At 41.1% G+C, this 24685-nt stretch carries 20 protein-coding genes; 11 read left to right on the forward strand and 9 right to left on the reverse strand.

Going from position 1 to position 24685, the window contains the following annotated elements:
• Positions 1 to 126 precede the first annotated feature (126 nt).
• From H6G48_RS25840 to pdxA, 3 genes are all read right to left on the reverse strand, one after another.
• The gene (locus H6G48_RS25840) at positions 127 to 288 is read right to left on the reverse strand and encodes a phospholipase D-like domain-containing protein (protein WP_206755676.1); all 162 of its coding nucleotides are present in this window, start codon (positions 286 to 288) and stop codon (positions 127 to 129) included.
• 66 nt (positions 289 to 354) lie between these two features.
• Complete coding sequence (locus tag H6G48_RS16960; RefSeq protein WP_079208020.1) at positions 355 to 1719, reverse strand: NAD-dependent succinate-semialdehyde dehydrogenase; 1365 nt, start codon at positions 1717 to 1719, stop codon at positions 355 to 357.
• Positions 1720 to 1743: 24 nt separating this feature from the next.
• Positions 1744 to 2772, reverse strand: coding sequence for a 4-hydroxythreonine-4-phosphate dehydrogenase PdxA (pdxA, locus tag H6G48_RS16965; protein WP_190722605.1), 1029 nt, complete (start codon positions 2770 to 2772; stop codon positions 1744 to 1746).
• Positions 2773 to 2963: 191 nt separating this feature from the next.
• Between pdxA and corA the strand changes: the two genes are divergently transcribed.
• Positions 2964 to 4121 (forward strand): magnesium/cobalt transporter CorA, encoded by a 1158-nt coding sequence (gene corA, locus H6G48_RS16970; RefSeq protein WP_079208025.1) that lies wholly within the window; start codon positions 2964 to 2966, stop codon positions 4119 to 4121.
• Positions 4122 to 4251: 130 nt separating this feature from the next.
• Here corA and H6G48_RS16975 read toward each other — a convergent pair whose 3' ends face one another.
• Positions 4252 to 5916 carry a CHAT domain-containing protein gene (locus H6G48_RS16975; RefSeq protein WP_190722606.1) on the reverse strand — a complete coding sequence of 555 codons (1665 nt, stop codon included), beginning with the start codon at positions 5914 to 5916 and terminating at the stop codon, positions 4252 to 4254.
• 70 nt (positions 5917 to 5986) lie between these two features.
• Positions 5987 to 6970: a DNA polymerase III subunit delta gene (gene holA, locus H6G48_RS16980; protein WP_190722607.1), complete on the reverse strand. Its 984-nt coding sequence runs from the start codon at positions 6968 to 6970 to the stop codon at positions 5987 to 5989.
• Between the two features lie 266 nt (positions 6971 to 7236).
• Here holA and H6G48_RS16985 point away from each other — a divergent pair, with 266 nt between their 5' ends.
• A complete protein-coding gene (locus H6G48_RS16985) occupies positions 7237 to 8187 on the forward strand; it encodes an SGNH/GDSL hydrolase family protein (RefSeq protein ID WP_190722644.1) in 951 nt (316 codons plus the stop codon).
• Between the two features lie 144 nt (positions 8188 to 8331).
• On the opposite strand, the gene H6G48_RS16990 is transcribed toward H6G48_RS16985, so the two are convergent.
• Entirely contained in the window at positions 8332 to 8496 is a 165-nt protein-coding gene (locus tag H6G48_RS16990; protein ID WP_199328835.1) for a hypothetical protein, read from the reverse strand.
• 198 nt (positions 8497 to 8694) lie between these two features.
• Between H6G48_RS16990 and H6G48_RS16995 the strand changes: the two genes are divergently transcribed.
• From H6G48_RS16995 to H6G48_RS17020, 6 genes are all read left to right on the forward strand, one after another.
• Positions 8695 to 9609, forward strand: a complete 915-nt coding sequence (locus tag H6G48_RS16995; protein ID WP_190722609.1) for a Ycf66 family protein — start codon at positions 8695 to 8697, stop codon at positions 9607 to 9609.
• Positions 9610 to 10000: 391 nt separating this feature from the next.
• Positions 10001 to 10744: a toll/interleukin-1 receptor domain-containing protein gene (locus tag H6G48_RS17000; protein WP_190722610.1), complete on the forward strand. Its 744-nt coding sequence runs from the start codon at positions 10001 to 10003 to the stop codon at positions 10742 to 10744.
• A gap of 72 nt (positions 10745 to 10816) precedes the next feature.
• The gene (locus tag H6G48_RS17005; protein WP_190722611.1) at positions 10817 to 13078 is read left to right on the forward strand and encodes a hypothetical protein; all 2262 of its coding nucleotides are present in this window, start codon (positions 10817 to 10819) and stop codon (positions 13076 to 13078) included.
• A gap of 10 nt (positions 13079 to 13088) precedes the next feature.
• A complete protein-coding gene (locus H6G48_RS17010) occupies positions 13089 to 15581 on the forward strand; it encodes a coiled-coil domain-containing protein (protein ID WP_190722612.1) in 2493 nt (830 codons plus the stop codon).
• Between the two features lie 19 nt (positions 15582 to 15600).
• Entirely contained in the window at positions 15601 to 16749 is a 1149-nt protein-coding gene (locus tag H6G48_RS17015) for an SH3 domain-containing protein (protein ID WP_190722613.1), read from the forward strand.
• Between the two features lie 45 nt (positions 16750 to 16794).
• Positions 16795 to 17646: a M15 family metallopeptidase gene (locus H6G48_RS17020; RefSeq protein WP_190722614.1), complete on the forward strand. Its 852-nt coding sequence runs from the start codon at positions 16795 to 16797 to the stop codon at positions 17644 to 17646.
• Between the two features lie 309 nt (positions 17647 to 17955).
• Here H6G48_RS17020 and H6G48_RS17025 read toward each other — a convergent pair whose 3' ends face one another.
• Positions 17956 to 21282 (reverse strand): AAA-like domain-containing protein, encoded by a 3327-nt coding sequence (locus H6G48_RS17025; protein WP_190722615.1) that lies wholly within the window; start codon positions 21280 to 21282, stop codon positions 17956 to 17958.
• A 245-nt stretch (positions 21283 to 21527) separates the two neighbouring features.
• Here H6G48_RS17025 and H6G48_RS17030 point away from each other — a divergent pair, with 245 nt between their 5' ends.
• Both H6G48_RS17030 and H6G48_RS17035 read left to right on the forward strand, forming a co-directional pair.
• Positions 21528 to 21884 (forward strand): hypothetical protein, encoded by a 357-nt coding sequence (locus H6G48_RS17030; RefSeq protein WP_190722616.1) that lies wholly within the window; start codon positions 21528 to 21530, stop codon positions 21882 to 21884.
• A gap of 117 nt (positions 21885 to 22001) precedes the next feature.
• On the forward strand, positions 22002 to 22238 hold the full coding sequence (locus H6G48_RS17035) for a hypothetical protein (protein WP_002738997.1): 237 nt from the start codon (positions 22002 to 22004) through the stop codon (positions 22236 to 22238).
• Between the two features lie 64 nt (positions 22239 to 22302).
• Here H6G48_RS17035 and H6G48_RS17040 read toward each other — a convergent pair whose 3' ends face one another.
• On the reverse strand, positions 22303 to 23226 hold the full coding sequence (locus H6G48_RS17040; protein ID WP_190722617.1) for a lysylphosphatidylglycerol synthase domain-containing protein: 924 nt from the start codon (positions 23224 to 23226) through the stop codon (positions 22303 to 22305).
• Between the two features lie 38 nt (positions 23227 to 23264).
• Between H6G48_RS17040 and H6G48_RS17045 the strand changes: the two genes are divergently transcribed.
• Positions 23265 to 23768 (forward strand): hypothetical protein, encoded by a 504-nt coding sequence (locus tag H6G48_RS17045; protein ID WP_190722618.1) that lies wholly within the window; start codon positions 23265 to 23267, stop codon positions 23766 to 23768.
• A gap of 37 nt (positions 23769 to 23805) precedes the next feature.
• Here H6G48_RS17045 and H6G48_RS17050 read toward each other — a convergent pair whose 3' ends face one another.
• Positions 23806 to 24654: a hypothetical protein gene (locus H6G48_RS17050; RefSeq protein ID WP_190722619.1), complete on the reverse strand. Its 849-nt coding sequence runs from the start codon at positions 24652 to 24654 to the stop codon at positions 23806 to 23808.
• Positions 24655 to 24685 lie beyond the last annotated feature (31 nt).

A 24685-nucleotide genomic window follows, 5' to 3' on the forward strand; every position in this document is an offset into this window, starting at 1 on the left:
AATGGCAGAGTTGGAAAAACAGATTAATCGACTTCCCCATTTGCCAAAGTGGTTTGTGGAAATCCCTTATCAAACCACTTGACTATTGGATCATCTTTTTTATGGAGTTCTCTAAAGGTGTAAAGGTTACTGCCGACCGCGCCAATTAAAATAACCCACACAAAAATCAGCGCGTTGGGATGCTAATAAACTTTTCTGTAAAATTGGCAATAAATGGGACTCAATATTATCAATAATACGCGGCATATTTTTAATCCGTAGGGTGCGCTCTTCGATAGCGTAACGCACCGACAATTGTGGTGGGTGATTTTGGTTATGGTGGTGGGTTACGCGTTGCTAACCCACCCTACTGATTTACTTAATCCAAACAGTTTTAACGTTGACAAATTCGCGGATACCTTCGACACTTAATTCCCGTCCAAAACCAGAACGTTTAATACCCCCAAAGGGCAAGCGAGGATCGGATTTAACCATACCGTTAATAAACACACAACCGGCCTCAATTTCGGTAATTAAACGCTCAATTTCTGCGGGGTTATTCGTCCAAGCACTAGAACCTAAACCAAAGGGACTATCATTAGCTAAAGCGATCGCTTCATCGATATTTTTGACTCGAAATAGTAAAGCCACCGGTCCAAAAAATTCCTCTTTTTCCCCCGGAGAACCGACAGGAATATCGGTTAAAATCGTTGGTAGATAAAAGTTACCTTTTCCCTCTAAACGTTGACCCCCCACAAGGACTTTACCACCCATAGCGACGGTTTTTTCGACTTGATGGGCAATTTCCGAGACGATCGATACCGTGGCCAAAGGACCGATATCAACAGTTTCATCGAGGGGATCACCCACTCTTAAAGCTTGGAATTTGGCCACTAATAACTGTTCAAATTGAGCGGCGACAGTTTCCATAACAATAAACCGTTTAGCGGCGATACAAGTCTGACCATTATTTAACAATCGCGCCGTCACTGCCGTAGCCGCTGCCGCCTCGATATCGGCAGTATCTAAAACGATAAAAGGATCACTACCTCCCAACTCCAAAACCACTTTTTTGATCTGTTTTCCCGCGGCGGCTGCTAAACTCATCCCCGCCGGTTCACTACCGGTTAAAGTGGCGGCTTTTACCCGTTCATCGTTAATTAAATCACTAACGCGATCGGCCCCGATCAAAAGAGTTTGAAAAGCACCTTCGGGAAAACCAGCTTCTAATAAAATTCTTTCCACCGCTAAAGCTGATTGGGGGACATTAGAAGCGTGTTTGAGTAGGCCGACATTTCCCGCCATTAAAGCGGGGGCAGCAAAGCGAAATACTTGCCATAAAGGGAAATTCCAGGGCATAACCGCTAAAATTACCCCTAACGGTTGATAACGGACAAAACTGCGACTAGCATCGGTGGCAATCAACACATCTTCCAGATAACCGGCGGCATTATCGGCATAAAAACGACAAACCAAGGCACATTTGAGGACTTCTGCGATCGCTGATTTGATCGGTTTCCCCATTTCTAAAGTCATGGTTTTAGCCAATGCCACCTGATCCCGTTCCAAAATATCCGCCGCTTGCCGTAACCACTGTCCCCGTTCACTGATGGCGGTCCGGCGATACTGCTGAAAAGTGGCCTCAGCTAGGGCCAATTTCGCCGCCAATTCCTCCGAGGTTAGAGGGGTAAAAGTCTTGAGAATTTCTCCAGTGGCAGGGTTAACTGAAGCGATACCCATATCCCAATTGTCTCCTATCGAGCGCTATATCTCTAGTTTAGTTCTCCGGCTGTCCCGCTGCTGACATAATTCGATCGCTAATTGGATCGCCGCTTGCATACTCTGGGGTCTAGCGATGCCAAGACCGGCGATATCAAAAGCCGTCCCGTGGTCTGGAGAGGTGCGAACAAAAGGCAAACCGATGGTAGTATTAACAGCACAGTCAAAAGCCATTAATTTCACGGGAATTAAGCCCTGATCGTGGTATAATGCCAGATATGCGTCGGCGGGTTGCCCTTGACCGCTAAACCAAGCGCGCCCCGGTTCCACCCAAAGCGTATCGGGGGGGACAAGGCCGATTAATTGGGTTTGCGGGTATTTCTGCGCCATTGACTGCAACCAAGGCTGTAACCAGTCTTTTTCCTCCCTTCCCAGTTTTCCCGCTTCGCCACTGTGGGGATTAAGGCCGGATATGGCGATTTTTGGGCGATAGATGCCGAAATCTAGCTTTAAAGACTCGATCAATAGATCTAGTTTTCGGGTCATCAGATCGGGGTTAAGGGCATCGGGAACTTCTCGTAGGGGGATGTGGGTAGTGGCGAGGAGAGTGCGTAAGTTATAGCCGGTGTGAGGGGATTTAGCGACGAATAGCATCCCATAACGGTTAATTCCCGCCATGGTAGCCAAAACCTCCGTTTGACCGGGGAAATCATAACCAGCCAACTGCCAACAGGATTTAGCGATCGGACCGGTGACAATACCATCAAATTCGCCCTTGAGGGTGCGTTTTATGGCTTCTTGCAGGTAAAGAAAGCTGATTTCACCACTGTGGGCATCCCCACGCCCGCAAACGATTTTTTCTTGATTGTAGGGCAAATCGATCAGAGAAAAGCGATCGAGAAGATGGGGATCGTGATAGGCTTTTTCGAGAAGCGTTCTTGTGCCGATTAGAGTAATCTGACAACCGGACGAGATTGGGGAATCGGCGATCGCTTTTAACACCACTTCAGGGCCGATTCCGGCGGGATCACCGACGGGGATAACTAGACGGGGAATAAAAGAGGCGGATTCCATAAATTTTGGCCGTCAATATTGCTAATTCTCCCGATTAATCTCATCGTTGACAATCATCAGGAGGGAATAAATCAGTAAACAATTTTCAGTTTACTGTAATCTCATGGCGATAGATAGTAACTTTAGGCAAATTAAATTTTTTAACTTTTCTGTTTTCTTATTGCCCAAATTAGCCAGATTGTTGTAAGCTTATGACCCAACTACAACCTGATATATTCGTTAACAATCGTCCCGATACCGATGGAGACGAGGAAGAAGACTACTTCGATTATTTTTATGATGAACCGGGTAGTGAACCGGGGACATTAATTATCGAACCGGATGCCAAACCCTCGCGGATTATTTTAATCGACTACGATGAAGATAACGCCATTCGCAAGGTGGATATTACTCCCAATGCTTGCGCCCCCTATATTGGCACAAATACCGTGTCTTGGATGGATATTCAAGGGTTAGGTAGTGAGACGGTTTTAAAACAGGTGGGAGAAATTTTTAATCTGCATCCTTTGTTATTAGAAGATGTGGTTAATGTGCCGCAGCGACCGAAGTTAGAGGACTATAACAATCAATTGTTAGTGATTTCTCAGATGGTGCGACTGAAAGAAGATGAAAGCGGTTTTGATACGGAACAGGTGAGTTTTGTCTTGGGAAAACGCTATCTTTTAAGTTTTCAAGAGGAGGAATTACAGGACTGTTTTGAGATAGTGAGAGATCGAATTCGCACTTCCCAGGGACGAGTACGGAAATCGGGGGCGGATTATTTAACCTATTTATTATTAGATACGATTATCGATGGTTATTTTCCCGTGGTAGAACACTACGAAGATCGGATTGAAGCGTTGGAAGATGCGATTATTAGTCATCCCGATCGAGATACAATGCAGGAAATCTATGATGTCCGTCGGGAATTATTGGCACTGCGTCGCTTAATTTGGCCGATGCGAAATGTCCTACATTTACTGATGCGTGACCATCATGGTATAGTCAGCGATGAGGTACAAATTTATTTTCGGGATTCCTACGACCACGTCATTCAAATTCTGGAAATTATCGAAGCTTATCGAGAATTAGCGGCGAGTTTGATGGATGTTTATATGTCCACTATGGGCAATAAATTAAACGAAATTATGAAGTTTTTAACCGTAATTTCGACGATTTTTATTCCCTTAACTTTTATCGTTGGTGTCTATGGCATGAACTTCGAGAATATGCCAGAATTAAAAGGAGAATGGAGTTATTTCATGGTCTGGTTAGTCATGTTAGCCGTAGCGGGAGGCTTGATTTTCTACTTCTGGCGCAAAGGTTGGTTTAAACCAATTTATTCCCTGAAAGAGGAAGCAAAAAGTTAGTTAACGAAGGCAGGAGAGAGGAGACTCCGAGACAGGAGACTCCGAGACTATTTTATTTATTCTCCCATCTCCCCACACCCCACACCCCACTTCCCCACACCCGACGACCAACTTTTTCAGCCAACCCTAATTATTCCACCACAAATGCGAGGATTTGGCCTTGGTAACTGCCGAAGCGAATCTGTAAACCGGACTCTAGGGGAACTTCTTGGTTATGTACCTGCTTCCAGTGGCCATCTTGGTAGATAAAAGTACCAAAACGGGAGAAATCTTCGAGAAAGTATTGATAGTCTGAATCATCGGGTTTTTTACGGCAAATGATCCGACAATGGTTTTTACTAACCCATTTTTCAGTAATCTGTAGATCATTTTCCATGTCCCGTCCTATATTCATGCCACCACCACGGATTGACCATTTTCTTTCGGGACGATCGAGATAGTATAAGAAAGCGGCGGGCATGGTTCTGGAGACATTGGGCATAACCGTCGGTGATTGAGTCTCATCAAGGGTTTGCAGCAATTGCCCGTCGAATTCTGGGTGCATATAGAGAATCGGCAAAGTCCAAGCGGGTTGATTGTACTTGTAGAGGGTTAATAATTGCTGCCTGGCGATACGAACGGCCTGATCAATAGGGACTCTCGGACCGGGAAACAACGTGGACATCTGCGCTTCTTTGTCTTTGAACCCGAAGAGGGTGCGGGTAAAAACTTCGATAAAACTCAAGGCCTCGCGATCTGCGATCGCATCTCGCATGGCCAAAACTGCGGGAACGCCGTGGTGAATCAAGACTTCCGCCAGACTGCTGCGGGGGATCATCTCCTGACCTGATTTAGCGGGATAAGCACCCCAACAGGCATTAAAAACCGTTAAAATAACTTGATTTCTCACCAAAGCTTGGGCTAACTCCGTCCCGTTTAGCTGTTCCCCTGGCCGCAGAAATAGGGAACCGCCATTGGGGGCGGCCATTCCGTGACCGGCGTAGAAAAAAGCTTGATATTTACCCGTATCCAAGGCCCTGGTCAGTTCTTCGGCCTCGGGTCGAATTAGGGTATCGACTTTGACTTTCACTCCCAAATAGGAAATCTGAGGGGGGGAACTACTGCCCCCAGGGGAGATGGCCCGGATGAGATTGGCGGCCTCGGATTCCAGTGCCTGATCGGAATTAGTTTCTCCACCCGTATTAATGGCGGTGAGATTGCGGGAACTAGCGGCGGTTTTAATCTGTTTTTCGCCGATAACTAAGAGAATATTGAGACTATTACTCGATTTTATCGGTGGTAGTGGTTCCACATCGCTGGTGGTGCGGCTAAAGAGTATATTCGGATGCAGAGATATAGCCTGTTTACCTGCTTGCTGCATAATTTCCCAGGGCAGCAGAATTAAATAGGGATTGCGACATTCCAAGCGAATTCGCAGGGGCTGATTTTTGCCGAGGGCGATTCCCTGACTTTGGGCGAAACTTTGACTAATTGATGCTTGAAATAACCATTGCCAGAGACTAATACCTAGTTTCTGCATTAATTGACCGCCATAACTGCCGCCTTCTCCCGAAAGAGTCAGTTTAGGTCGAGAATTTGCTTCTAATTGCTCTAACATCGGCAAGGTCGGCATTTTTTGCAGACAGAACATTTCCTGCCATGCCATCCATTCCGTGGTTAGACTCTCGGTCCATTCACAGTCATGATGCACATATCCCCCCGGTAGGGGTGCTTTCGTCACCCAACGGGCGAAATTATTACTCGTGGCTAAACTAGCGATGGCTAAATTTAGACTAGGGATGGCATCATCGGTCATTGTGGTTATTTAGAAGTCTGAAGTCCATAGAATCTTATTCTAGAGGATTTCTGAAAGGTAAGGAAGAGTATTAAGTCACCAACAAACAACAAAGTTCGATAATTTTGGTTTGCAAGGTTGCCAAAGGTTCTGCACCCCGCTTGAGACGATATTCTAATTCGAGAAGTATGGGCAAGGTGGCCAGAAGTTGCTTAGAAGAAAAGGATTGTATCTCTTTGCGAATGAAATACAGTCGCTTGGGATTGGCAATTTCGGCGGCGGCGGCGATATTTTTGTCGTCTTTTTCTCCTTCTTCAATTTTTAATTTCACTATTGCCCAAGTGCGAAATTGACCCCCTAGGGTGGCGGTGATAGCCAAGGGGTTCTCGTTACGATTTAATAATTCATTGACTAATTCGAGGGCCTTGCCTGTCTCCCGTTTTAAAATAGCACTGGCTAACTGTAAGCTGCTTTGATTGCTGGCGTTGACTAAGCTTAAAATGTCCTTTTTGTCAATAGTTCCCGCCGAATTATTTTTAAATAAACGCAGTTTTTCTAACTCCATCCACAGCAAGCGGCTATTATTTCCCACCGCTTCCGCTAAGAGTTCGATCGCATCGGGAGTTAATTTTACTCCCACTTCTTTGGCAATTTCCCTAACTCTTTGGGCAATTTCCTCGACTTTCCAAGGCGGAATTAGTTCAAATTCTTTAACTTCCGCCTGATTTTGGATAAACTTGCTCGATTTTAAGCGGGAGTCGGGTTTTTTGGCACTGGTTAATAACAGATAGGAATTTTCGGGTAAATTGGGCAAAGTGCGCTGTAATTCCTGGAAAATATCCTCGGAACATTGTTGACAAATAACCGTATCAGCTAACCAAACTAAACGATTTCCCATGCCGAAAACTGGAGTCATCGCTTGATTGAGGGCCTCGATAATTGCCTCATTGCGATCGCCGTTGATTTTATCATAATTAAACTGTATCCAATTGGGATCAAGAAGTTTTGCTTGCAGATTTTTCACCGCTTGGTTAATAGCAAATTCATCTTCTCCCCAATAAAATATTGTCGGCATAAGTTTCGATTTTGATAATTTAAGACAACGTTGCTCATCAAGAGGAAGTGTGACGGGATTTGGCCTCATCTCTAGACCCCCAGCTACTGTTCTGCTATCAACTAGCTGTCGGGTTTAAGTCAATCATAGCAAAAGTTAAATTCTTAACTTTAAAAACCCTTGAGCGGATTTGTTAAAAATATCTTACAAAAAAAGCTTTTTGAGCCAAAATATGTTAATTTGTGCAGAACACGCTAATTGATCTAGGGTAGAATCCCATCTATTTTATGTTCAATAACCATCTGAAAAAATCTCTGTCTGTTACAGGTTTTGTCATTCTTTCCTTTTGCGTCCCCACCGCAGCGAATGCCTTTAGCCAGGCATTTGTTTTTGGGGATAGTCTCTCCGATGCTGGGCGATTTTTTATTGCCTCTGGAGGAATTGCCCCCCAGCCTCCCTACGACCAAAGATTTTCTAATGGTATAGTTTGGGTAGAATATCTGCAAACATCCCTAGGACTCACCCCCACTCTACAGACAAATTTTGCTATCGCTGGTGCCACTACCGGCAATGCTAACACAGTAGATCCCGGCTTGCCCGGCATTGAACAACAAGTAGGCGGTTTCTTGTTGACAAATCCAGCCGTGGACTCTGATGCTTTGTATATTGTCTTTGGTGGTGCGAATGATTATCTTGGTAATCAGCCAATCAATGTGAGTGATTCCGTTGACAATATCGGCGATTATATTATTGATCTTTACAATGCTGGTGCTAGAAATTTTCTCATTCCCAATTTACCGGATTTAGGGCAATTACCCGCCACCTTATCAACTCCTAACTCCAGCAATCTTAGTCTAATCACCCAATCTCATAACGGCTTACTGGCCTTCACTTTGAGTAGTTTATCGCAAAATATCCCCAGTATTGAAATTACTTCCCTTGACATTTTTTCCCTGTTTGCCGATGCTCGCAATCGTCCCATTGAGTACGAATTTACTAATGTTGATCAAGCTTGTTTAAGTACCATTCAAGACGGAATTCCCGTGCAACCTATCCAAGTTTGTCCTAATCCGAATGAATACCTTTTTTGGGATAATATTCATCCCACCACCCGCAGTCATCAATTAATCGGTCAATTGGCACTGAAAGCCTTAGGAATTCCCGAACCTAGTAGCACTTGGGGATTATTGGGTTTAGGCTTAATTGCTGCGGGATTGAGTTTAATTAAAAAACGTTAGTTAGGATTAAATAAATTAGGCAGAATCCTCGGAACAATTGTCTTAATTTTACTATTTTATCCTACTGCCAGCGTTTCTCGTCAAGGTGAAGTATAAATAAAACTTTGCCGAAGTAAGGATTTCAGTCGCAAAAACGCAGCTCATCTAGGGGAGAAACGCTTTATTCTGCCAGATTTTTATAGTTTTGTCAGCCCTAACAATAATCAAATATTTCTCATCGGCACTAATTACTAAAGATAGCAGTTTGTCTGTGGGTTGATCAAGGGTTCCTAATTCCTCTTTGCTTGTTAAAGACCAAAACTTAATCATTTGATCCGAAAGCTTGTTTAATCTGATCAGCACAAGCAGCAGAGGATAAACCCAGAATTTCCTAATGTTAACGATGGCTATTCATAAACAGAGGTAAAGAAGATCTGACTCGATAATTTTGAAAATTAATCAAAAAATAGACTCGATCGACCCCAAATAACGCACAATAAAAAAGGAAATGTCAAAGGAGAATCGCAAATGTTGCCCTATATCCTAGCGGTCGTTGTGGGATTGAGTAGTCTCTACCTCCTCACCACCGCTTTTATCGCCCCCGATCGCCACCGTCAAGATGATTTTCTCTGGAGTGCGGTAGGATTATTCTATGCCCTTGTCCTCTGGTTGTGCGCGGGAAGGATTACAGGCGCTATCCTCCTGGGACAAGCTGCCGCAGCCATTTTATTTATTGCTTTCGCTTGGCAAACTCTCAAACTCAGACAAGCACTTTTTTATCCCGACAAACCGGTTAAATTATTTACTATTGTCGGTTGGTTAGGCAATCGTCTGGGGAAAGTTACTCCCTCTCAATCCCCTAAAACTAAAGCTAAAGCTGAGAAAGTAGCGGCAAAAGTTAAAGAAACGGTTAAAGAAACGGTGGACCCCGTTATAGAAAAAGCGGCGGCTATCGGGGAAACTATTACAGAATCAGTGACAGAAATTGAGGAAAAAGCTCAAGAAACGGTGGACCCCGTTATAGAAAAAGCGGCGGCTATCGGGGAAACTATTACAGAATCAGTGACAGAAATTGGGGAAAAAGCCGCAGAAATTATTGATGATGATGAAACTTTCGATGATTTCGATGATTTCGATGATTTTGATTTGGCAACGGAAGAGATCAACCCTTCCGAAAATCCCCCAGAAATTCCCCCGACTGAACCTGTCGCCAATGTTGAAGTCGAAACTATTGCTGTTAGCGAAACGGTGATTATTGAAGTTACCGAGGAAGATTTGCCCCCAGAAGAAACTATCGGAGAAGATACTCCCCCAGAAACTCGATCACAAAGGGAAGAAAATTCCCCCCCAGAGGAAGATTTGCCCCCAGAAAAAACTATCGGAGAAGATACTCCCCTAGAAACTCGATCGCCAAGCGCAGAAAATCCCCCCTCATCGGATTAAAAGTTAAGACTATTGAGCGGGTAGGTTAGGCAATAATTACCCAAGAAATGGTTCTTCGTTACTTGGTATGGTTTGATAGGGGGGCATAAATCGACTAAATCCTTATCTGGCAAGAGACTTAATTGATTAGTTCGTTCTAGATCGAAAACAATTGACAAAAATTGCCAAATGTCTTTCTATATAAATAAGGGTTCCATCCCTTATAACCCCCGTCCATTGCATAACACAAACCGAAGAACCTAAAAATAAAAAAATAAAAAGGCTGTGATAAGCTAAACGGCGCTTAACCTGCATGATCCAATAGCTATAACCCTTTTGGAGTCTATATCGGTGATCCGAAGTAAAAGCCGTTTAGCTTATAACAGTAAAATCACAAAATGGGAACCTAAAAATGACAGTCTTTATCTCGTATCGCAGGGCTGATAGCGACGACATTGTCGGACGGATTTATGACCGACTGGCGGACAGGTTTGGCCGGGAAGCAATTTTTAAGGATGTCGATGCAATCCCACTGGGAACAGATTTCCGACAGGTTATTGACACAGCAGTTGGCAATTGTCAGGTACTATTGGCTGTAATAGGTCGAGACTGGTTGACTGTCACGGAAAGCGACGGCAGCCGCCGCCTTGACAGTCCCAGAGATTATGTCAGACTAGAGATAGAGTCCGCTCTTGAGCGTGGTATCCCTGTCATTCCCCTGCTGGTTAGGGGAGCAACGATGCCGCAAGCAGCAGATTTGCCCCTAGCGATTAGGGATTTAGCCCATCGCAACGGAATTAGTGTTCGTTCTGACCCTGATTTTAAGGGGGATATGGAGCGGTTAATCCGGGCGATCGAGCAGTTGATTCCGAATGCTGAAGTTTTCAACCCATCTCGAAGAGGATCGAACACTGTACCTCTACCAAATTTCAAACAGGATGAGAAAAAGCGTATTCTGAAAGACATTGAAATATATCAGAAGGAATATAATGGTTTGACAGAAGATATAGATAGCGTCGTGGCCAATCTAGAAACGGCAGAAACAAATTTAACCAGAAGAAGGCTTAAAGTTCAGATTAGACTGCTAGAAGAAGAGCGACAACCAGTTGAAGATAAACTGAAACAACTTCAAGCGAAACTAGCTGGTCTTGATTAATTCCTTAGATTTAGTTTTTCTTGTTATTTTAGCCATAACTGACTAGTTATTTTAGACAAAAGGTGATAGTCAATGCCAGAAGAACCCAATCAAAATCCAACATCTGAATCTCAGACATCCCAACCAGCTAAGAGTAATTCTGAACCCAATACTTCAGAAGCAGTCCCTCATGCTGAGACAACAACAAGCCAATCAAATACACCTAATAGTCAGGCTACCGAAAATTCCAGTAACTCGAAAAGTTTTTCTGACTCTCAAACAAAGGAAGATAAGGAAGAACCTACAATCCCGAAATCTCCTCCTAATCGGCTCAAGATAGATAAGAAACAGCGAAAAATCTTGATGATAGGTGCTGGAACAGCCAATCAGATACAATCTCCTATAGGGGATATGAAGCCAGAAGATGCTAAAAACAGAAACATAGGCGATGGGGGATCTTCGGAAGAAAACGAGTTTGATTATATTTCTACAGAATGGCTACAAATTAGGCTAGACATAGTTAAAAAAGAGATTGACACCAAAAATGAAGAAGACAACAATTTAACAGACAGCATAGAATATACTGTAAATGAGTTGATGTCAGCATTGGGTCGAGAAAAATTCACCCTCAAAAGGGTCCAACAAAGATATGAAAAAGAGCGCAAAATCTGTAGAGAACTACGCCAGAATCTTGAAAAGCAATTTCAAAAAATTAAAAAAGAGCTAGAAGATCGGGAGCAGAAAAAGCGGAAGGTAAAAGAAGATTCTGAAAGGACACAATCTATTTCAGCTAATTTCTTATTTAAAAGTGATGATAGCATTATCCATACTATACTATATGTTGCTACTTTCTTTCCCGATCTCAGTCCTAATGAATTTCAATCTGTTGTTTCCTCATTTTTGAGTGGACTAACCACCGAAAGGACTAATCAAAAAAAAGTTATTGAGGAAGATAAAACTCGGATAATTGAGACTTCGGAAGAGCAAAGCTTAGTTGATATTTGGGAGAAAAGTTTTTCTCAACCAGATCAATATCTGGAGAAGTGTTATATCAAAGTTCGTCGTCAAGAAAAATCTTCTCTAGTCATTGACTTTTCTTTGCCGTATTTGAGGAGTGAACTAAAAACTTACTTTCGAGAAGAGCAGCCTTTATATGTAGCCGAAAGATTAAAGAAAGTCCCACAGCTACTGTTTGACAATTCTGAAAATGTGGCAGATAGAGCTATAAACTTGTTGGCTGAAGCTGCTGTTGACTATCCTGATGCTTATGAAGCAGAATGGCTTCTGAGAGTCAGAGAAGCAGTTAAAAATATCAATGATGAACGTCTTTTTAAACGGTTGTCAAAATTAATTTATCAGATGCAGACTTGGTTAGATCCATCTAAGTCAGAACAGATGATAACCACATTCTTTGATCGTCTATTATTGGCGGAACGGCGCTATGCTTTTGGCATTGTTCTCCACTTGATTTTTAGGCATCTCTGCTCCTCTTGGCTATTTAACAGAATTGAGTTATCACAACAGTTACTAGATTGGTTGAAACAAGTCCTAGACAAAAGTGACCAATTAGATGATAATAAGAAACGAGAAAATATAGATAATGTCTATGCTGTATTAGAAACGCTTTTATGGCAAGAAGAAAAAACGTCTAGTTATATTTACGATCTTCTAGAAATTCTTAAGGATTGGCTACCTGAAAAAGGAATTTCCTCCGAAGATTATTCCTCATCTAATCAAGTAGCGCTATTTCTCTTGGCTACTTATTGCGAACAAACATTATTTGTTCTAGAACCTAATGACTATGGCAAATGGCCTTCTCCCTATCCATTATTTACAAGTCTTTCCCAGGACATTTCCCAGGACAGTGAGGACAGTAATTCAGCTTGTAGCCTTAAGTTAAACATTTTAGTCAGTTGGCTTTTCCATTCTGATACTGACACTAACTCTAGTAAAAATCGTGAAAGAAATCTTGCTTTTGGGTCTGTACTCACCATTAAAGCTATAGATTGGATTGGTTTTCTTATAGGCGAATGGTTCGCTATTTTATGTGGACAGAGAAACGACAGTAAGAACAGGTCTGCTTCTGCTGATTCTAGTAAAGATACGCCTAAGCCGTCTGAGGCAGCTGCCGATAATTTAATCCGACAGATAATTCTGCTAAGTGAGCCTTCAGAACAAAAAGGACTAAATGAGTATTGGGCAAATCTTGCAAATGCTTATCTAGATGAAGCTGAAAAGTGTGCTAACTCTGGTGAAGAGTCACTCAAACAAGAATTGGTATTCAGGCGAAAGCTAGTGAAAGATCTAAGAAAGCGTTTTCAAGCCTTACAAAAAGAAACTTTAGCTGTAAAATAAGGAGACTACAATGAACCAGTCACATATCCTAGATAAAGTTATTAAGGAAATCGATAAAGCTGAGGCATCCAGCCAAGCTAAGATCAAAGACTCCAGAAAAAAAATTGTAATTGTTGATAAAACGGCAAAGACAATCATCACCAAAATACCCTTGTTTAGTGGAAAAAACATAATCTATTATTTAGTAGCTAACAATAATGATGCTACAAATATTGCTGAATGCCAAAAAATACTTGTTGAGATAACAGATTTTGCTCAAAATCGAAAACTTGGTATTTGTGCAGCTTATCGTGCTAGTTGCCCTGCTGGTAATGAGGAGAAAGTTGCTCAATCTCTCTGTGGTGATCATTCTCCTGGAAGTGAACTTGACAGGAAAATTCAAGCATGGATCGCTAAACTTACTGATGATCGAGCCGCTGAATTTATCGATGATTATCCGAACACAGTCAACCAGCTACAGAATGATTTAAAGAGAACTGCTCAAGAAGAAGTCGGCTTAAAGATTGATTTCAGACTGTTTCTCGATCAAGATGAACAACAACTTGATGAATTTGGACAAGAAATATTTGTCCGCGTTTCCGATTGGGATGAAGAACTAGAACTTCAGTTTAAAACTAAACTCATTGTTGCCAATCGATTGAAGGCAAAAGCTAATTTAGGCGATGGTTGGGAAATATCACTGATCAAATTGACTAAACAAGAAATTAATAAATATTTGCTTAAAAGTACGACGATCAGCCAATTCTACTATGAATTAAAGGATACGGTAAGAAATGGATTAGTTTCTCATTTAGATGAGATTCTAAATGAGAAAGGTTGGAAGGTAGGATATCTATACCTCGACAGCAAGAAAGTTGCTTTAGGTGCACTTCCCAAAGAGCTAGTAGAAATTCACTGTGCGATTAATTGTACCGTTCAAAAATATAGCAAGCCAGTATCTGTTGAAAATACGCTTCAGATGCTCCCTAAAGATGTCAGGCGCTATATATCAGCCCAATCTCCTAATTTACAAGCTTGGGCTAAGAGCAAACTAGAGAAAATTGTTAAAACTGCGTTGCTTGAGAAAAATTATTCGGATATTTTGGAAAGTTTTGAAAAAGAATCTGAAGAAATTAAAAAAGAAATGCTATCTGAAGCGGATGCAATTGGTTATGCGATTAAGCATATTGTTTCTCTTCCCCAAATGGAGCATACTTATCTCAAAGAAAAAATAGAAATAAAGAATGAGAAAGCAGAATTTTCAACTAATCAATCTGGAATAAAAATAAAATTAACTACTACGGTAACAGCAAAATTTGAGAGTTTTACTAAAATTAAGGACGATCTCAATCAAACAGTTAATCAAATCAAAGAATTAATGCGAGAAACAGTTAATAGTACAACTCGAGAGATTTTGCGTACTGTTGATCCAGAGCGATTTTATATGCGTTTCTATGAACCTGCTCCCGGTGAGAAATCGGTTGAGCAAGAACTAAAAAATGCAGTCAAAAAAGCTTTAGAAGAGCGTTTTGGTGCAATAGTTGGCAGTATAGTTCCTATTCCAGAAGAAACAGAAATCGTTGATTATCTACAAAGATTGATGGGGATGATAGGCTTTTTTGAATGTCAAGTACCTTCCTTGACTGGTGGAGATACTGTTAAATTTCAAGGAGATTTCAAAATTATAAGTGTTGAACAAGGAAGTTGGTACACCTTTCAATCTAGATTTCAGTCTAGGCAGAAGTCGCAGTTACAGTTGCGAGAAGAACTTGATGCTTTGAAAAAGCAACATTCAAAATTAATTGGTATGGGGGATCTAGAAGATAATAGAGAAGAAATTGAAGGAATTAATCAAAGAGTTAACGCCATAGAAAATGAGATTTTTGGACTAGATGATATTAAAAAATCTATTGAAAAAAGTATTAATGCTAAATTAGTAACTGTTGATAGCGAACTTCTCATGTATAGAGATATTCAACACTTATCTACTATGGAACGATACATTAACCAGTGGGCAAAAGAAAGCGTTGTTGAGCAACATGGTCTAGATATTAACATACGTCATCTTACCCGTACTCGTACTAAGCAAGAAGAACATTTGTTTAAAACTCAGCAAGAATTAGAAATAGCTAAAATTAATGAAGCTAAGGAACAACTTGAAGCCAGGAACAAGCAGCGTCAGAAGCTACTTGAAATGTCATCAAGAAGGGAGCAAGCTAAATCTGATGAACTTAACAAACTTTATGAGCGCCGGTTAAAAATTATCGCGGATGCAGATCTAGCAGATCCAGATGAACTAAAATCTTTAGACGAACAAATAGAACATTTGGAGGTAGAAATTCTTAATCCTTCTCTAGAAAAAGTTGAAAGTATTCTGGAATTAATGCAACCGAAAAAAGACAAAGAAAGAGGAATTCTACAATTTGAAGAACAGGTGAGATTGACATCTAGTCAAACTCACCTAGATCTCGATTCTAAAAACAAAACAAATCTGCTCAACAATGATGACAAAAAGACAAGTTAATAACATATAAATTAAAACAATGACTGAAATTCAGGTAATTTTTCAAAGTGGAAATACAGAGCGAACCATTGGGGTTTCACCCAATCAAACTATAGGCGACTTTCGTGAAGCCGCACAGATGCTTTTAGGCTTGCCAGAAAAACCTCCTTGTAAAGTTGTCTTAGAAAGGACAGAAGAAACATTGAGAGATAGCTTAACCTTTGGAGATGTAGAAATCAAACAAAATGATAAGATTATACTGATTTCGCCAACGCCGATAATTCCAACAACTTTAATAACTTCACCCCTCAAATCACAAGATACTCCAGAGACAATCTCTAAAGAAATACCTGATTCCCCAATCTCTCCAGACGACAATACACCTATTCCTGAGCCTCCAACTAAAGACGCTAATTCAGGATTAAAAGATTTGCACAAACCGATAATCACTAGCAGCATTATCCTTGGCATATTTGTCTTAGCTGGTTTAGCATTAAGCAAATATCTACCGAGCTTTTCTACTTTGCAGCCACAATCGACACAAACATCATATCCAACACCAGATGTAACACCAAATTTAACTCAGCCTACTCCAGTTCCTACAACTTTTGCCCCTTCAATTCCTCCTATTTCGCCACCTTCTCCAACTTCATTTCCTCCTCCTCGACAACAACCTAGCACCAGCAATAATACTAATGCCACAATTGTAGGACAACCAGGAAAGAAAAATATTCGCAGGGGGCCTGGTTTAGAATATGCACCAAGACATATTGCCTATCCAGGTGATCGCGTTCAAGTTATCGAATCTGCTAGAAATAGCGATAACTTCACTTGGTATCATATTTATTTTCCCCAATCGGGAGCAGATGGATGGATTGCTGGTAATTTACTTGCTGTTGATGGTCAAACTACTTATCCAAGTCAACCGGAAATCCAACCTCAATCTCAACCTCCACCAAAAGTTTCGTCCAGCGGAACCAATGCTACAGTGAGCGGTACTCCAGGAACTAAAAATATACGTTCTGGCGCTGGAACTGTTTATGGGGTGGTAGGAACTGTCCGTACAGGCGATCGCGTAAAAATTTTGGGTAGTAGCTATGATAGAGGGGGTTATCAGTGGTATAAAGTCTATCATCCTCAGTCCGGTACGACAGGCTGGATTGCTGCTCAATTAATTAGTTCTGACTAGCTCTAGTATGACCATAATTAACTGCACACAATTACTACAACTAATATGAAATCTTTTATTTCAGCTTTTCGATATTTTATTATTCCTATAATTGTTGTAATGGGTGTATCGATTTATTTAGGGTTTAAACAGCCTGCTGAACCGCCAACTACTGCTACAATTTCTACCTCGCCTTCAGTTTCTTCTACTTCTCTAAATTCCCCTGCTCCTATCCCTAAAAATACTCTAACGCCTCCCTTACAGCGACCTTATCCTTTGGCAAATACATCCAAAGCTCTGCCAGTTCCTTCGCCCAAACAGATGGTTACTGGTGCTGATGATATCTATTCAGTATCTTCGCCACCTCCCAAGAATTACACTGTACTTTCACTTCCTAACCAAACTGAAATTCCTTTTCATATAAAATACGAAGAAAATGCTAATGATTTAGTGGAAATTGGTATTTTCTACGAACGTAAAGCATATCTAAATCGAGAAGCGGCAGAGATGTTTAAACAGATGCAATTAGCCGCTCAACAAGAGGGAATTGAGATCGTTCCTGTTTCTGGCTTTCGCTCAGTTGCCGATCAAAAAAAGCTGTTTGAGCGACAAATTCAACGCCAAGGAAGCAAGAAAGCAGCCTCTAAACTGAGTGCGCCTCCAGGTTTCAGCGAACATCATACAGGCTATGCTCTCGATGTTGGTGACGGTAAAAGTCCTAATACTGTCCTCAAATTGACATTCGACTCTACTGAAGCCTATCGCTGGCTAGAAGTTCACGCTGCTCAATATGGCTTTGAACTATCATTTCCGAAAAACAATTTCCAAGGTGTTAGTTATGAACCTTGGCACTGGCGTTTTGTCGGTTCAGCAACAGCTCAAGAAATTTTTAGAGTAGCAAAGACACAAAGACAATGATTATAACTGGACTCTCTCGTTGACAAAAGGTCATTAGATAAAATTCTAGCGCTGAAACCAAAAATGTTGGGTTCTTCGTTACTTGGTATGATTCTATATGGAGGCATAAATCGACTAAATCCTGATCTGGCAAGAGATTTAATTGATTAGTGCGCTCCAGATTGCAAACAATTGACAAAAATCGCAGTAATGTCTGTTTCTATAAGGGTTTCATCCCTTATAACCCTGTCCGTTGCATAAGACAAACCGAAGAGATCAAGAAATTAACTAATTAATTTAACCTTCACCCCCCACCCAGTCAAACCAAGTTTAAAATGTGAATGGTTTTATTTTCCTAGTACAGGGGGATAGAGCTTCTCGTTTTTCGGGACGATTCCCGAGATAATCTTCTAACCAAAGACAACCTCGATCGAGCAATTTTTGTAAATAATTATATTCTGTTTCTAAGGGCCATCGATGCTTTTGACCATCCCTAGCAATAATCACAATCTCTTGACTATCAGGACTAAAAGTGATCCCATAGACGATATCTTCTTCTATTTTAAACTCGGAGCGCAAATTTCCGTCCCTGTCCCAGCGTCTAGCTGTACCATCCCTTGAAATAGCGGCGATTTTTTCACCATCGGGACTAAAACTAACTCCATAAACGGGAAAAGAATCAGTTTTAATCTCCTTTAAAAGATTGCCCTGTAAATCCCAAATTTTAATCTTTCCTCGAGCAGCAGTAGCAATTTTTTGATGATCGGGAGAAAACACCAAATCATAGATAATATTATCATCGGCTGTCCAGGAATTAATTAATTGAGGCCGATAATTACTTAAATGCCAGTATTGAACTTTTCCCTCGCTTGTTCCCGTGATTATTGCTGTTCCCTCTCCATTAAAAGCAAGACTATAAATCGGTGCTTGACTAGCAGTAAATTCTTGAAGCATTGTTCCTTTTTTGCTCCAGATTTGTACTTTTCCATTTCTTCCTGTAATCGCTATCTGATTATCATCAGGATGAAAAGCTATACTATAGATTGAACGCATTTTTGTGGCAAATTCTCTAATTTTTTTCCCCTGGGAATCGAGTAAAGTAATCTGACCATCTTTATTAGCAATAGCGATAATACTGCCCTGGGAATTAATGCTAACACTGGTATTATCGGCCCTAGCTTGATTTAAATTGTTCAGTTGCCAAATTTTAGCCGTTTCATCACTCGATCCAGTTACCACCTGTTTTCCATCTTGACTAAATACAGCAGTAAAAACTGATTCTTGATGTCCTCTGAGAGTAGTTATTTCTTCCCCTTGCATTCCCCAAATTTTAGCACTACCGTCACTAGATGCAGTAATTATAAACTTGCCATCAGGACTAAAATTAACACTGTTGACAAAATCTTGATGTCCCTGGAAAGTAGCTATTAAATTTCCCTGTAAATCCCAAATTTTAGCAGTTTTATCGGCCGCTGCTCCAGCAATTTTTTGACCGTCGGGACTAAAATTAACACTATAAAAAGCCTCAATATTTTCTTGACCTAAACTCAAGATAATTTTACCTGATAAATCCCAGATTTTAATCGTACCATCCCGGGAAGCGGTGGCAATTTTTTGACCATCGGGACTAAAACTAGCTGCATCTATCGATCTTTTATGTCCCTTAAATACCTGTAAAGTTTCACCTGATAAATTCCATAATCTAGCGGTTTTATCCCTGGAAGTGGTGACAATTTTTTGACCATCGGGACTAAAACTAACACTATAAACTGATTCTTGATGGTCAGGATAGGTGACTAAATTTTGCCCTTGCAAGTTCCAAATTTTGGCGGTTTTATCTTCGGAAGCAGTGGCGATTTTTTGACCATCGGGACTAAAACTAACACTATAAACTGCTCCTTGATGACCTGTCAAAGTTTGAATATTCTCACCTTTTTGATTCCAAATTTTTACCGTTCCATCTTGAGAAGCAGTGGCGATTTTTTGACGATCAGGACTAATACTAACACTATAAATAGTTCCTCGGTGTCCTTGCAGTTGGTTTTTTTCTTGAATGCGATCTAAAATTTGTTGCAGGGTAATAATTGGACTGGTAGCAGGATATTTACTCAAGGTTTGCCCATCAGTAACGATATTTTTTAAACTATTTACTGCTTGCATGGCCGCCATTAAAGATTCTAGTTGTTCAAATTGAAATTGTTGCCAATAACTATCACCCTGGCGCTGTAATTGAATACCTAGTTGAGCGGTTTCTACTTGCTGCCACGCTTGTTTTACCTGGACAAAAGCTAAGAGAGAACCCAAAAGAGAAGCAATTAAAATTACCGAGCCAATTTGAATTCTTTTGGTAGCTTTTTGGTGAGCAATTGCTAGAATTTTATTAGCTTGCCTCTGGGTTTCTAGGCTAATTTCTGCCTCTCTTTTATCGAGATTTTGACTGGCAGTTAAAAACTGATAATCAAGATTACTTAAGCTTTTTCCCTGAGACCAATCGAGAGCATTATTTAAAGCTTTTCCGCGTAAAAGCCGCGATTCATCGGTATAATTAGACTGTTGCCAAGCGGCGATTGCTTCTGAGTAGGGACGCAATTGCTCTAATTGTTTTTCCAGCCAATTGAGATTAAATATTTCTCGATAAATAGCATTATAAACTACTAATTGATTATCCTTTTTTACCACTAACCCCGATAACCTTAATTCCCCTTGTTCTGGACTATCATCGCACAGGATTGCCCCTTTTTCTAAAATTTGTTGATAGATGCCTAACAAACGACCGGCTTTGTCTTGATTTCTTAACAAGCGATCGGCAATAGTTCGCAGATGAACTGGTTCATCTTGAGATTCCCAATGATTAATAATTCTCTCTTTGATCAGCGTCTCAATATCTAAATTACTTTCCAGCAATAGCTGACAGATTTTCTGGGTTAAAAATGGCTGTCCTCCCGTCCAAAAAATAACTTTTTCTAAGCAGTCGGGTTGATAATTACTTTGACTGGATAATCCCGCAGCTAGAGGAGCAATTTCTGCAAGATTAAATCCCGTTAATTCGATCGCTTGGCCGATATTAAAAGATGTTTGGGTCTTTTCGCGAATTAAATCTGCGGGGGTAGCAACACCGAATAAAGCGAAAGTAATTCTTTCATACTGGGCATTTTCCGCTCTTTGGTTATAACAATAACGAATCAGGGAAAAAAAGTCATCTAGAGAAAACTGTAAACTGAGAATTTTATCGATCTCGTCGATAAAAATATATATTTTCTCTCCCCGACAATAAACTAATAAAATTTCCTCGATAAATTGTCCCAAACGCTGCACGGGAGGTAAATCCTCTCGCTCGCGCAACCAGGATTTAAGATTAATTTTTCCCGTCAGATTAAATCCTAAAAACAAACGGGTAATCACCCCGTTATACCATTGGGATAAATTATCATTACTACCAAGACTGGTTATATCTACGGACGCGCAATCCATGCCCAATTGCTGTAAAATATGAGTCACTCGTACCCTTAAACTGGATTTACCCATCTGACGACAGTTAAAAACGTAGCAAAATTGACCATTTTTCAACGCCGTTAACAGTTCTCGATCGGCATTTCTCTCGATATAGGTAGGATGGTTATAGGCAAGACTACCCCCGACACGATATTGATAATTCATGATTCTTAAACAAAATTATCCCAATGTCACCAACGGAAATAAAATAAACAATGGGAGCATCTCACCTTTGTAACCCCTAAATCAGGTTTTTATGTCAAGCTATTTTGAAAGCCTTGCTAGAAAACAGTTTTAGGGATAAGTATAATTACTCACTTGCATAAATGAGATGCTCCCATAGACAATTGTGATGGAGATATCTATAATGCAAGGATAATCGCTATTGACAACCTATCCCCAAGGCAATTATGAAGAAAACTTTTTTCACCTCCATCGCCGTTAGTGCCACCCTCGTCAGTGGTATTGTTTTAGGTACTCTTGATGCTGGCAGTGCCTCCGCTTGTGCTTTCGCTAAAGCTAAAGGCATTTTTGGCAGCAATACCACCTTCCCTGTGGATGCTAACAAACTTATTTTAGGGGTTGCCGCCGCTACAGGAGCAATCACCGTAGCCGGTGTTTTAAGTTACCGTCGTTTTCACTCCGGGCAGCCTCCTGAAGATGCCGCCGCTAAGCTGCCGTCGGTATTTCCTATCCCCATTCCCTCCGTCGCTTTAAACGCGGCAGTGGAGGCGGAAGAAGCGGCAGAAACCAGCAAAATCTCCTAAAAATCTGCTATATTTCCTCAAAAAAGGTGTTGGCCTCCCCGCAGCTTTCCCGCTAGGCAACACCTTTTTCTGCCTAATTGTGTCCCAGTTATCAGAATTTTCAGCGATTTTTAAGTTATGTTAAAAGGTGCAACCCTACCACCAGAGGTAAAGATGGGCAACTCTACCACATTTTCTGACACCCCACTTCACAAAGATCATCACACTTGGGAGCATTTAAAACAAGCCATCGCCGCTAGTTCCGGTTTTCGGCGTTGGCAGCAAGAACAACTAGAATCAGGTAAAAATAGAGACGATGCTGATGCTCGCATTTGTTCCTATCTACGGGAAACTTTAGAAACTTTAGCCTACTAGATTGATGCTCCCCAGCTATGACGGCATGGGGACCTTTTTGTCCGTTTAAGCTAATTTGCGGGCTTTATTTTCTGCGCGCCTCGTAACCCAACAACCAGACAAAAGCGACAATTAAAGGCAGGAAATAATAAATAGCTCGATAGGCGATTAAAGAGCCTAAAAGCTCGGCATTAGATACATATTCGGGGCGTAATCTCAGCATGATAAACTCAAAAACCCCTATTCCCCCCGGCACATTGCTTAATACCCCTGCCGTCATGGCAAATACATAGAGACCGAAAAATCCTAAAAACGAAGTATTGTAGCTGCCCGGGAGAAGAAGATAGAGAACTCTAGCGGCTAATATCCAATCAATAAAAGTCAACAAAATCAAAGCTAGGGAAAGAGTCCAAGAGGGTAAATAGATGTTTTCTTTGCCGATTTTTATTGGTTTTTTATAGGTGAGAGTCAAGAAAAAATATCCCGTAACCAAGAATAAAAAAATTACTCCTAAAGGTTTAGTAGTTAAAAAAGGTAATTTTAAAAGTTGAGGAATCCGTTGGGGATCGAGGAGGAAACTTATACCACCAATGCCTAACATTCCTAACCAAAAGCTTAAATGGGTAAAAGTGATAACTTTGGCAATATCCACCACCCCCACCCCCGCAGGAGTATAGAAACGATAACGGATTGCTGTCCCAGAAAATAAGGTCAAACCAATGGTATTACCAAGAGCATAACTGATAAAAGCAGTGCGGATAATAGTGCCTAAAGCTAAGGGATGCTTGATATAATAAAAACCTAGGCGATCATAACCCGTCATCGACAAATAACCCAAAGCCATCCAAAAAATAGCTTCTAGCTTACGACTTGTGGTAATATGATCCAAACTAGCCAAGAGTTGGGCAAAAGTGTAGTGTTTAAATTCTTGACTAATTGCCCAGACCGCTAGAATAAATAAACTCAAGGACAGGATAATCGGAGCAAAACGCCGGATTTTTTTATACATCTTACTTTTTACGAATTACTTTTGACTCATTAAAATTTATGAAAAAATCAAAGTTAGATTTAGCTAAACGTTTAAATCGATCCCGAAAAAGGAAATATGATAAATTCCTGACTTCCTCCTTATATTTAACAATTATTCTGGGTTTATTTTATCTACTCTACCTCAATCTTCCTTGGTCTTTTCATCTTTTTGTGCATTGGGTGACTAAAGGGGGTGATTTAGACAAAATTCCTGCCAAATTTTATGCAGAACTTAATCAATTGTGTTTGAGGGCAGATAGTAGGGGGGAAGTAAGAACGAGAAACTATACAGAACATACAGAAATTGCCGAATCTCTTGGTACATTTAGATGTACTTTAGTTAATGGTGGTCAAGAATGGTTAATAGAAGATTATAAATCTTTTAGTTCTGCCGATGAAGCGATTTTAGGCACTCAGTTAGCGGTTTTTATCGCCGAGATTTTGGGAACAGATTATAGTTATAACATTCGCGCTTATATTCCCAATACTAAGTATCAAATAGCTCCCAAAACCAAATCCTAGACTAGGGATGGGTTTCTCACCCATCCTTAGAAAAAAATTAGTTTTCCGATACGGGTTTTGGTCGGGAAGGCCGAGGGATAGGGGATTGTCCGGGGGTAAAAGGTCGTTTTTCTCCTTCCCCCGAGGGATGACGATTTTTATCAAAAGGCTTTTTAAAACCTCCCTTACCCATCGGTTTTTTCTTGCTGGCAAAACCGAGGTCTAAACCTTCCAAAATGGTTAAGGCATCTCCTTTCAGTTGTACCTGAAAATCCCAAAAACGACTGATCGGTTTACCAGGTAAAGTGCCGCGCAATTTTAGTTTAAAAAACTTGGGTTTGTCCGCTTCAGTTTTGGGCATTTGTCGGATTTTGACCACTACCGCTTGATTTTCCCGTTCGGTAAAGATGACTTCGCCTCGAATCGAGAAATAACCCGGGGTAGAAGCGAGGAGAGGCTCTATCTCCTGATCATCCTCCTTTTTCAGGGTTTCTGGTTCCCAAACACCGACAATCTGAACATGAAGGGCATCATTTTCCTGACGGGTGCGCGGATAAACCACCCAAAGATGGGGTTTTTCCAGATCGAGATGATTTTTAACCAAACTGATCACCCGACCGAGAATCACAGAATCGATCAGAGTACCATCGGCAGTTAAAATATTGCCTTTAGTTAATTGTTCCTCCGATCGCTGATAATGGCCATAGACGAGACCGATCGCCCGATACTGCCGCAGATGACTGGGAGGGGGGATCGGTTGTTGACGTTTGACTTCTGCGGGGGTGGCTGACTCTACGGCTAAATCAGCCTCAGTATGGGGGGACTCAAGGGGGACTTCCTGAAGTGGAACTTCAGGAGTCGGGGGGGTTTTCGGTGATTCGGTAAACCGATTCCCAGGACGATTCATATCACACTCCTAGCGGCGGAGACACATAATA

The sequence above is a fragment of the Microcystis flos-aquae FACHB-1344 genome (assembly GCF_014698375.1).
Classification (GTDB): domain Bacteria; phylum Cyanobacteriota; class Cyanobacteriia; order Cyanobacteriales; family Microcystaceae; genus Microcystis; species Microcystis aeruginosa.

What these genes read in the sequence shown, in the direction of transcription:
- H6G48_RS16960 (WP_079208020.1), bottom strand. Translation starts at nt 1,719, where the DNA reads ATGGGTATCGCTTCAGTTAACCCTGCCACTGGAGAAATTCTCAAGACT.
- pdxA (WP_190722605.1), bottom strand. Translation starts at nt 2,772, where the DNA reads ATGGAATCCGCCTCTTTTATTCCCCGTCTAGTTATCCCCGTCGGTGAT.
- corA (WP_079208025.1), top strand. Translation starts at nt 2,964, where the DNA reads ATGACCCAACTACAACCTGATATATTCGTTAACAATCGTCCCGATACC.
- H6G48_RS16975 (WP_190722606.1), bottom strand. Translation starts at nt 5,916, where the DNA reads ATGACCGATGATGCCATCCCTAGTCTAAATTTAGCCATCGCTAGTTTA.
- holA (WP_190722607.1), bottom strand. Translation starts at nt 6,970, where the DNA reads ATGCCGACAATATTTTATTGGGGAGAAGATGAATTTGCTATTAACCAA.
- H6G48_RS16985 (WP_190722644.1), top strand. Translation starts at nt 7,237, where the DNA reads ATGTTCAATAACCATCTGAAAAAATCTCTGTCTGTTACAGGTTTTGTC.
- H6G48_RS16990 (WP_199328835.1), bottom strand. Translation starts at nt 8,496, where the DNA reads ATGATTAAGTTTTGGTCTTTAACAAGCAAAGAGGAATTAGGAACCCTT.
- H6G48_RS16995 (WP_190722609.1), top strand. Translation starts at nt 8,695, where the DNA reads ATGTTGCCCTATATCCTAGCGGTCGTTGTGGGATTGAGTAGTCTCTAC.
- H6G48_RS17000 (WP_190722610.1), top strand. Translation starts at nt 10,001, where the DNA reads ATGACAGTCTTTATCTCGTATCGCAGGGCTGATAGCGACGACATTGTC.
- H6G48_RS17005 (WP_190722611.1), top strand. Translation starts at nt 10,817, where the DNA reads ATGCCAGAAGAACCCAATCAAAATCCAACATCTGAATCTCAGACATCC.
- H6G48_RS17010 (WP_190722612.1), top strand. Translation starts at nt 13,089, where the DNA reads ATGAACCAGTCACATATCCTAGATAAAGTTATTAAGGAAATCGATAAA.
- H6G48_RS17015 (WP_190722613.1), top strand. Translation starts at nt 15,601, where the DNA reads ATGACTGAAATTCAGGTAATTTTTCAAAGTGGAAATACAGAGCGAACC.
- H6G48_RS17020 (WP_190722614.1), top strand. Translation starts at nt 16,795, where the DNA reads ATGAAATCTTTTATTTCAGCTTTTCGATATTTTATTATTCCTATAATT.
- H6G48_RS17025 (WP_190722615.1), bottom strand. Translation starts at nt 21,282, where the DNA reads ATGAATTATCAATATCGTGTCGGGGGTAGTCTTGCCTATAACCATCCT.
- H6G48_RS17030 (WP_190722616.1), top strand. Translation starts at nt 21,528, where the DNA reads ATGAAGAAAACTTTTTTCACCTCCATCGCCGTTAGTGCCACCCTCGTC.
- H6G48_RS17035 (WP_002738997.1), top strand. Translation starts at nt 22,002, where the DNA reads ATGTTAAAAGGTGCAACCCTACCACCAGAGGTAAAGATGGGCAACTCT.
- H6G48_RS17040 (WP_190722617.1), bottom strand. Translation starts at nt 23,226, where the DNA reads ATGTATAAAAAAATCCGGCGTTTTGCTCCGATTATCCTGTCCTTGAGT.
- H6G48_RS17045 (WP_190722618.1), top strand. Translation starts at nt 23,265, where the DNA reads ATGAAAAAATCAAAGTTAGATTTAGCTAAACGTTTAAATCGATCCCGA.
- H6G48_RS17050 (WP_190722619.1), bottom strand. Translation starts at nt 24,654, where the DNA reads ATGAATCGTCCTGGGAATCGGTTTACCGAATCACCGAAAACCCCCCCG.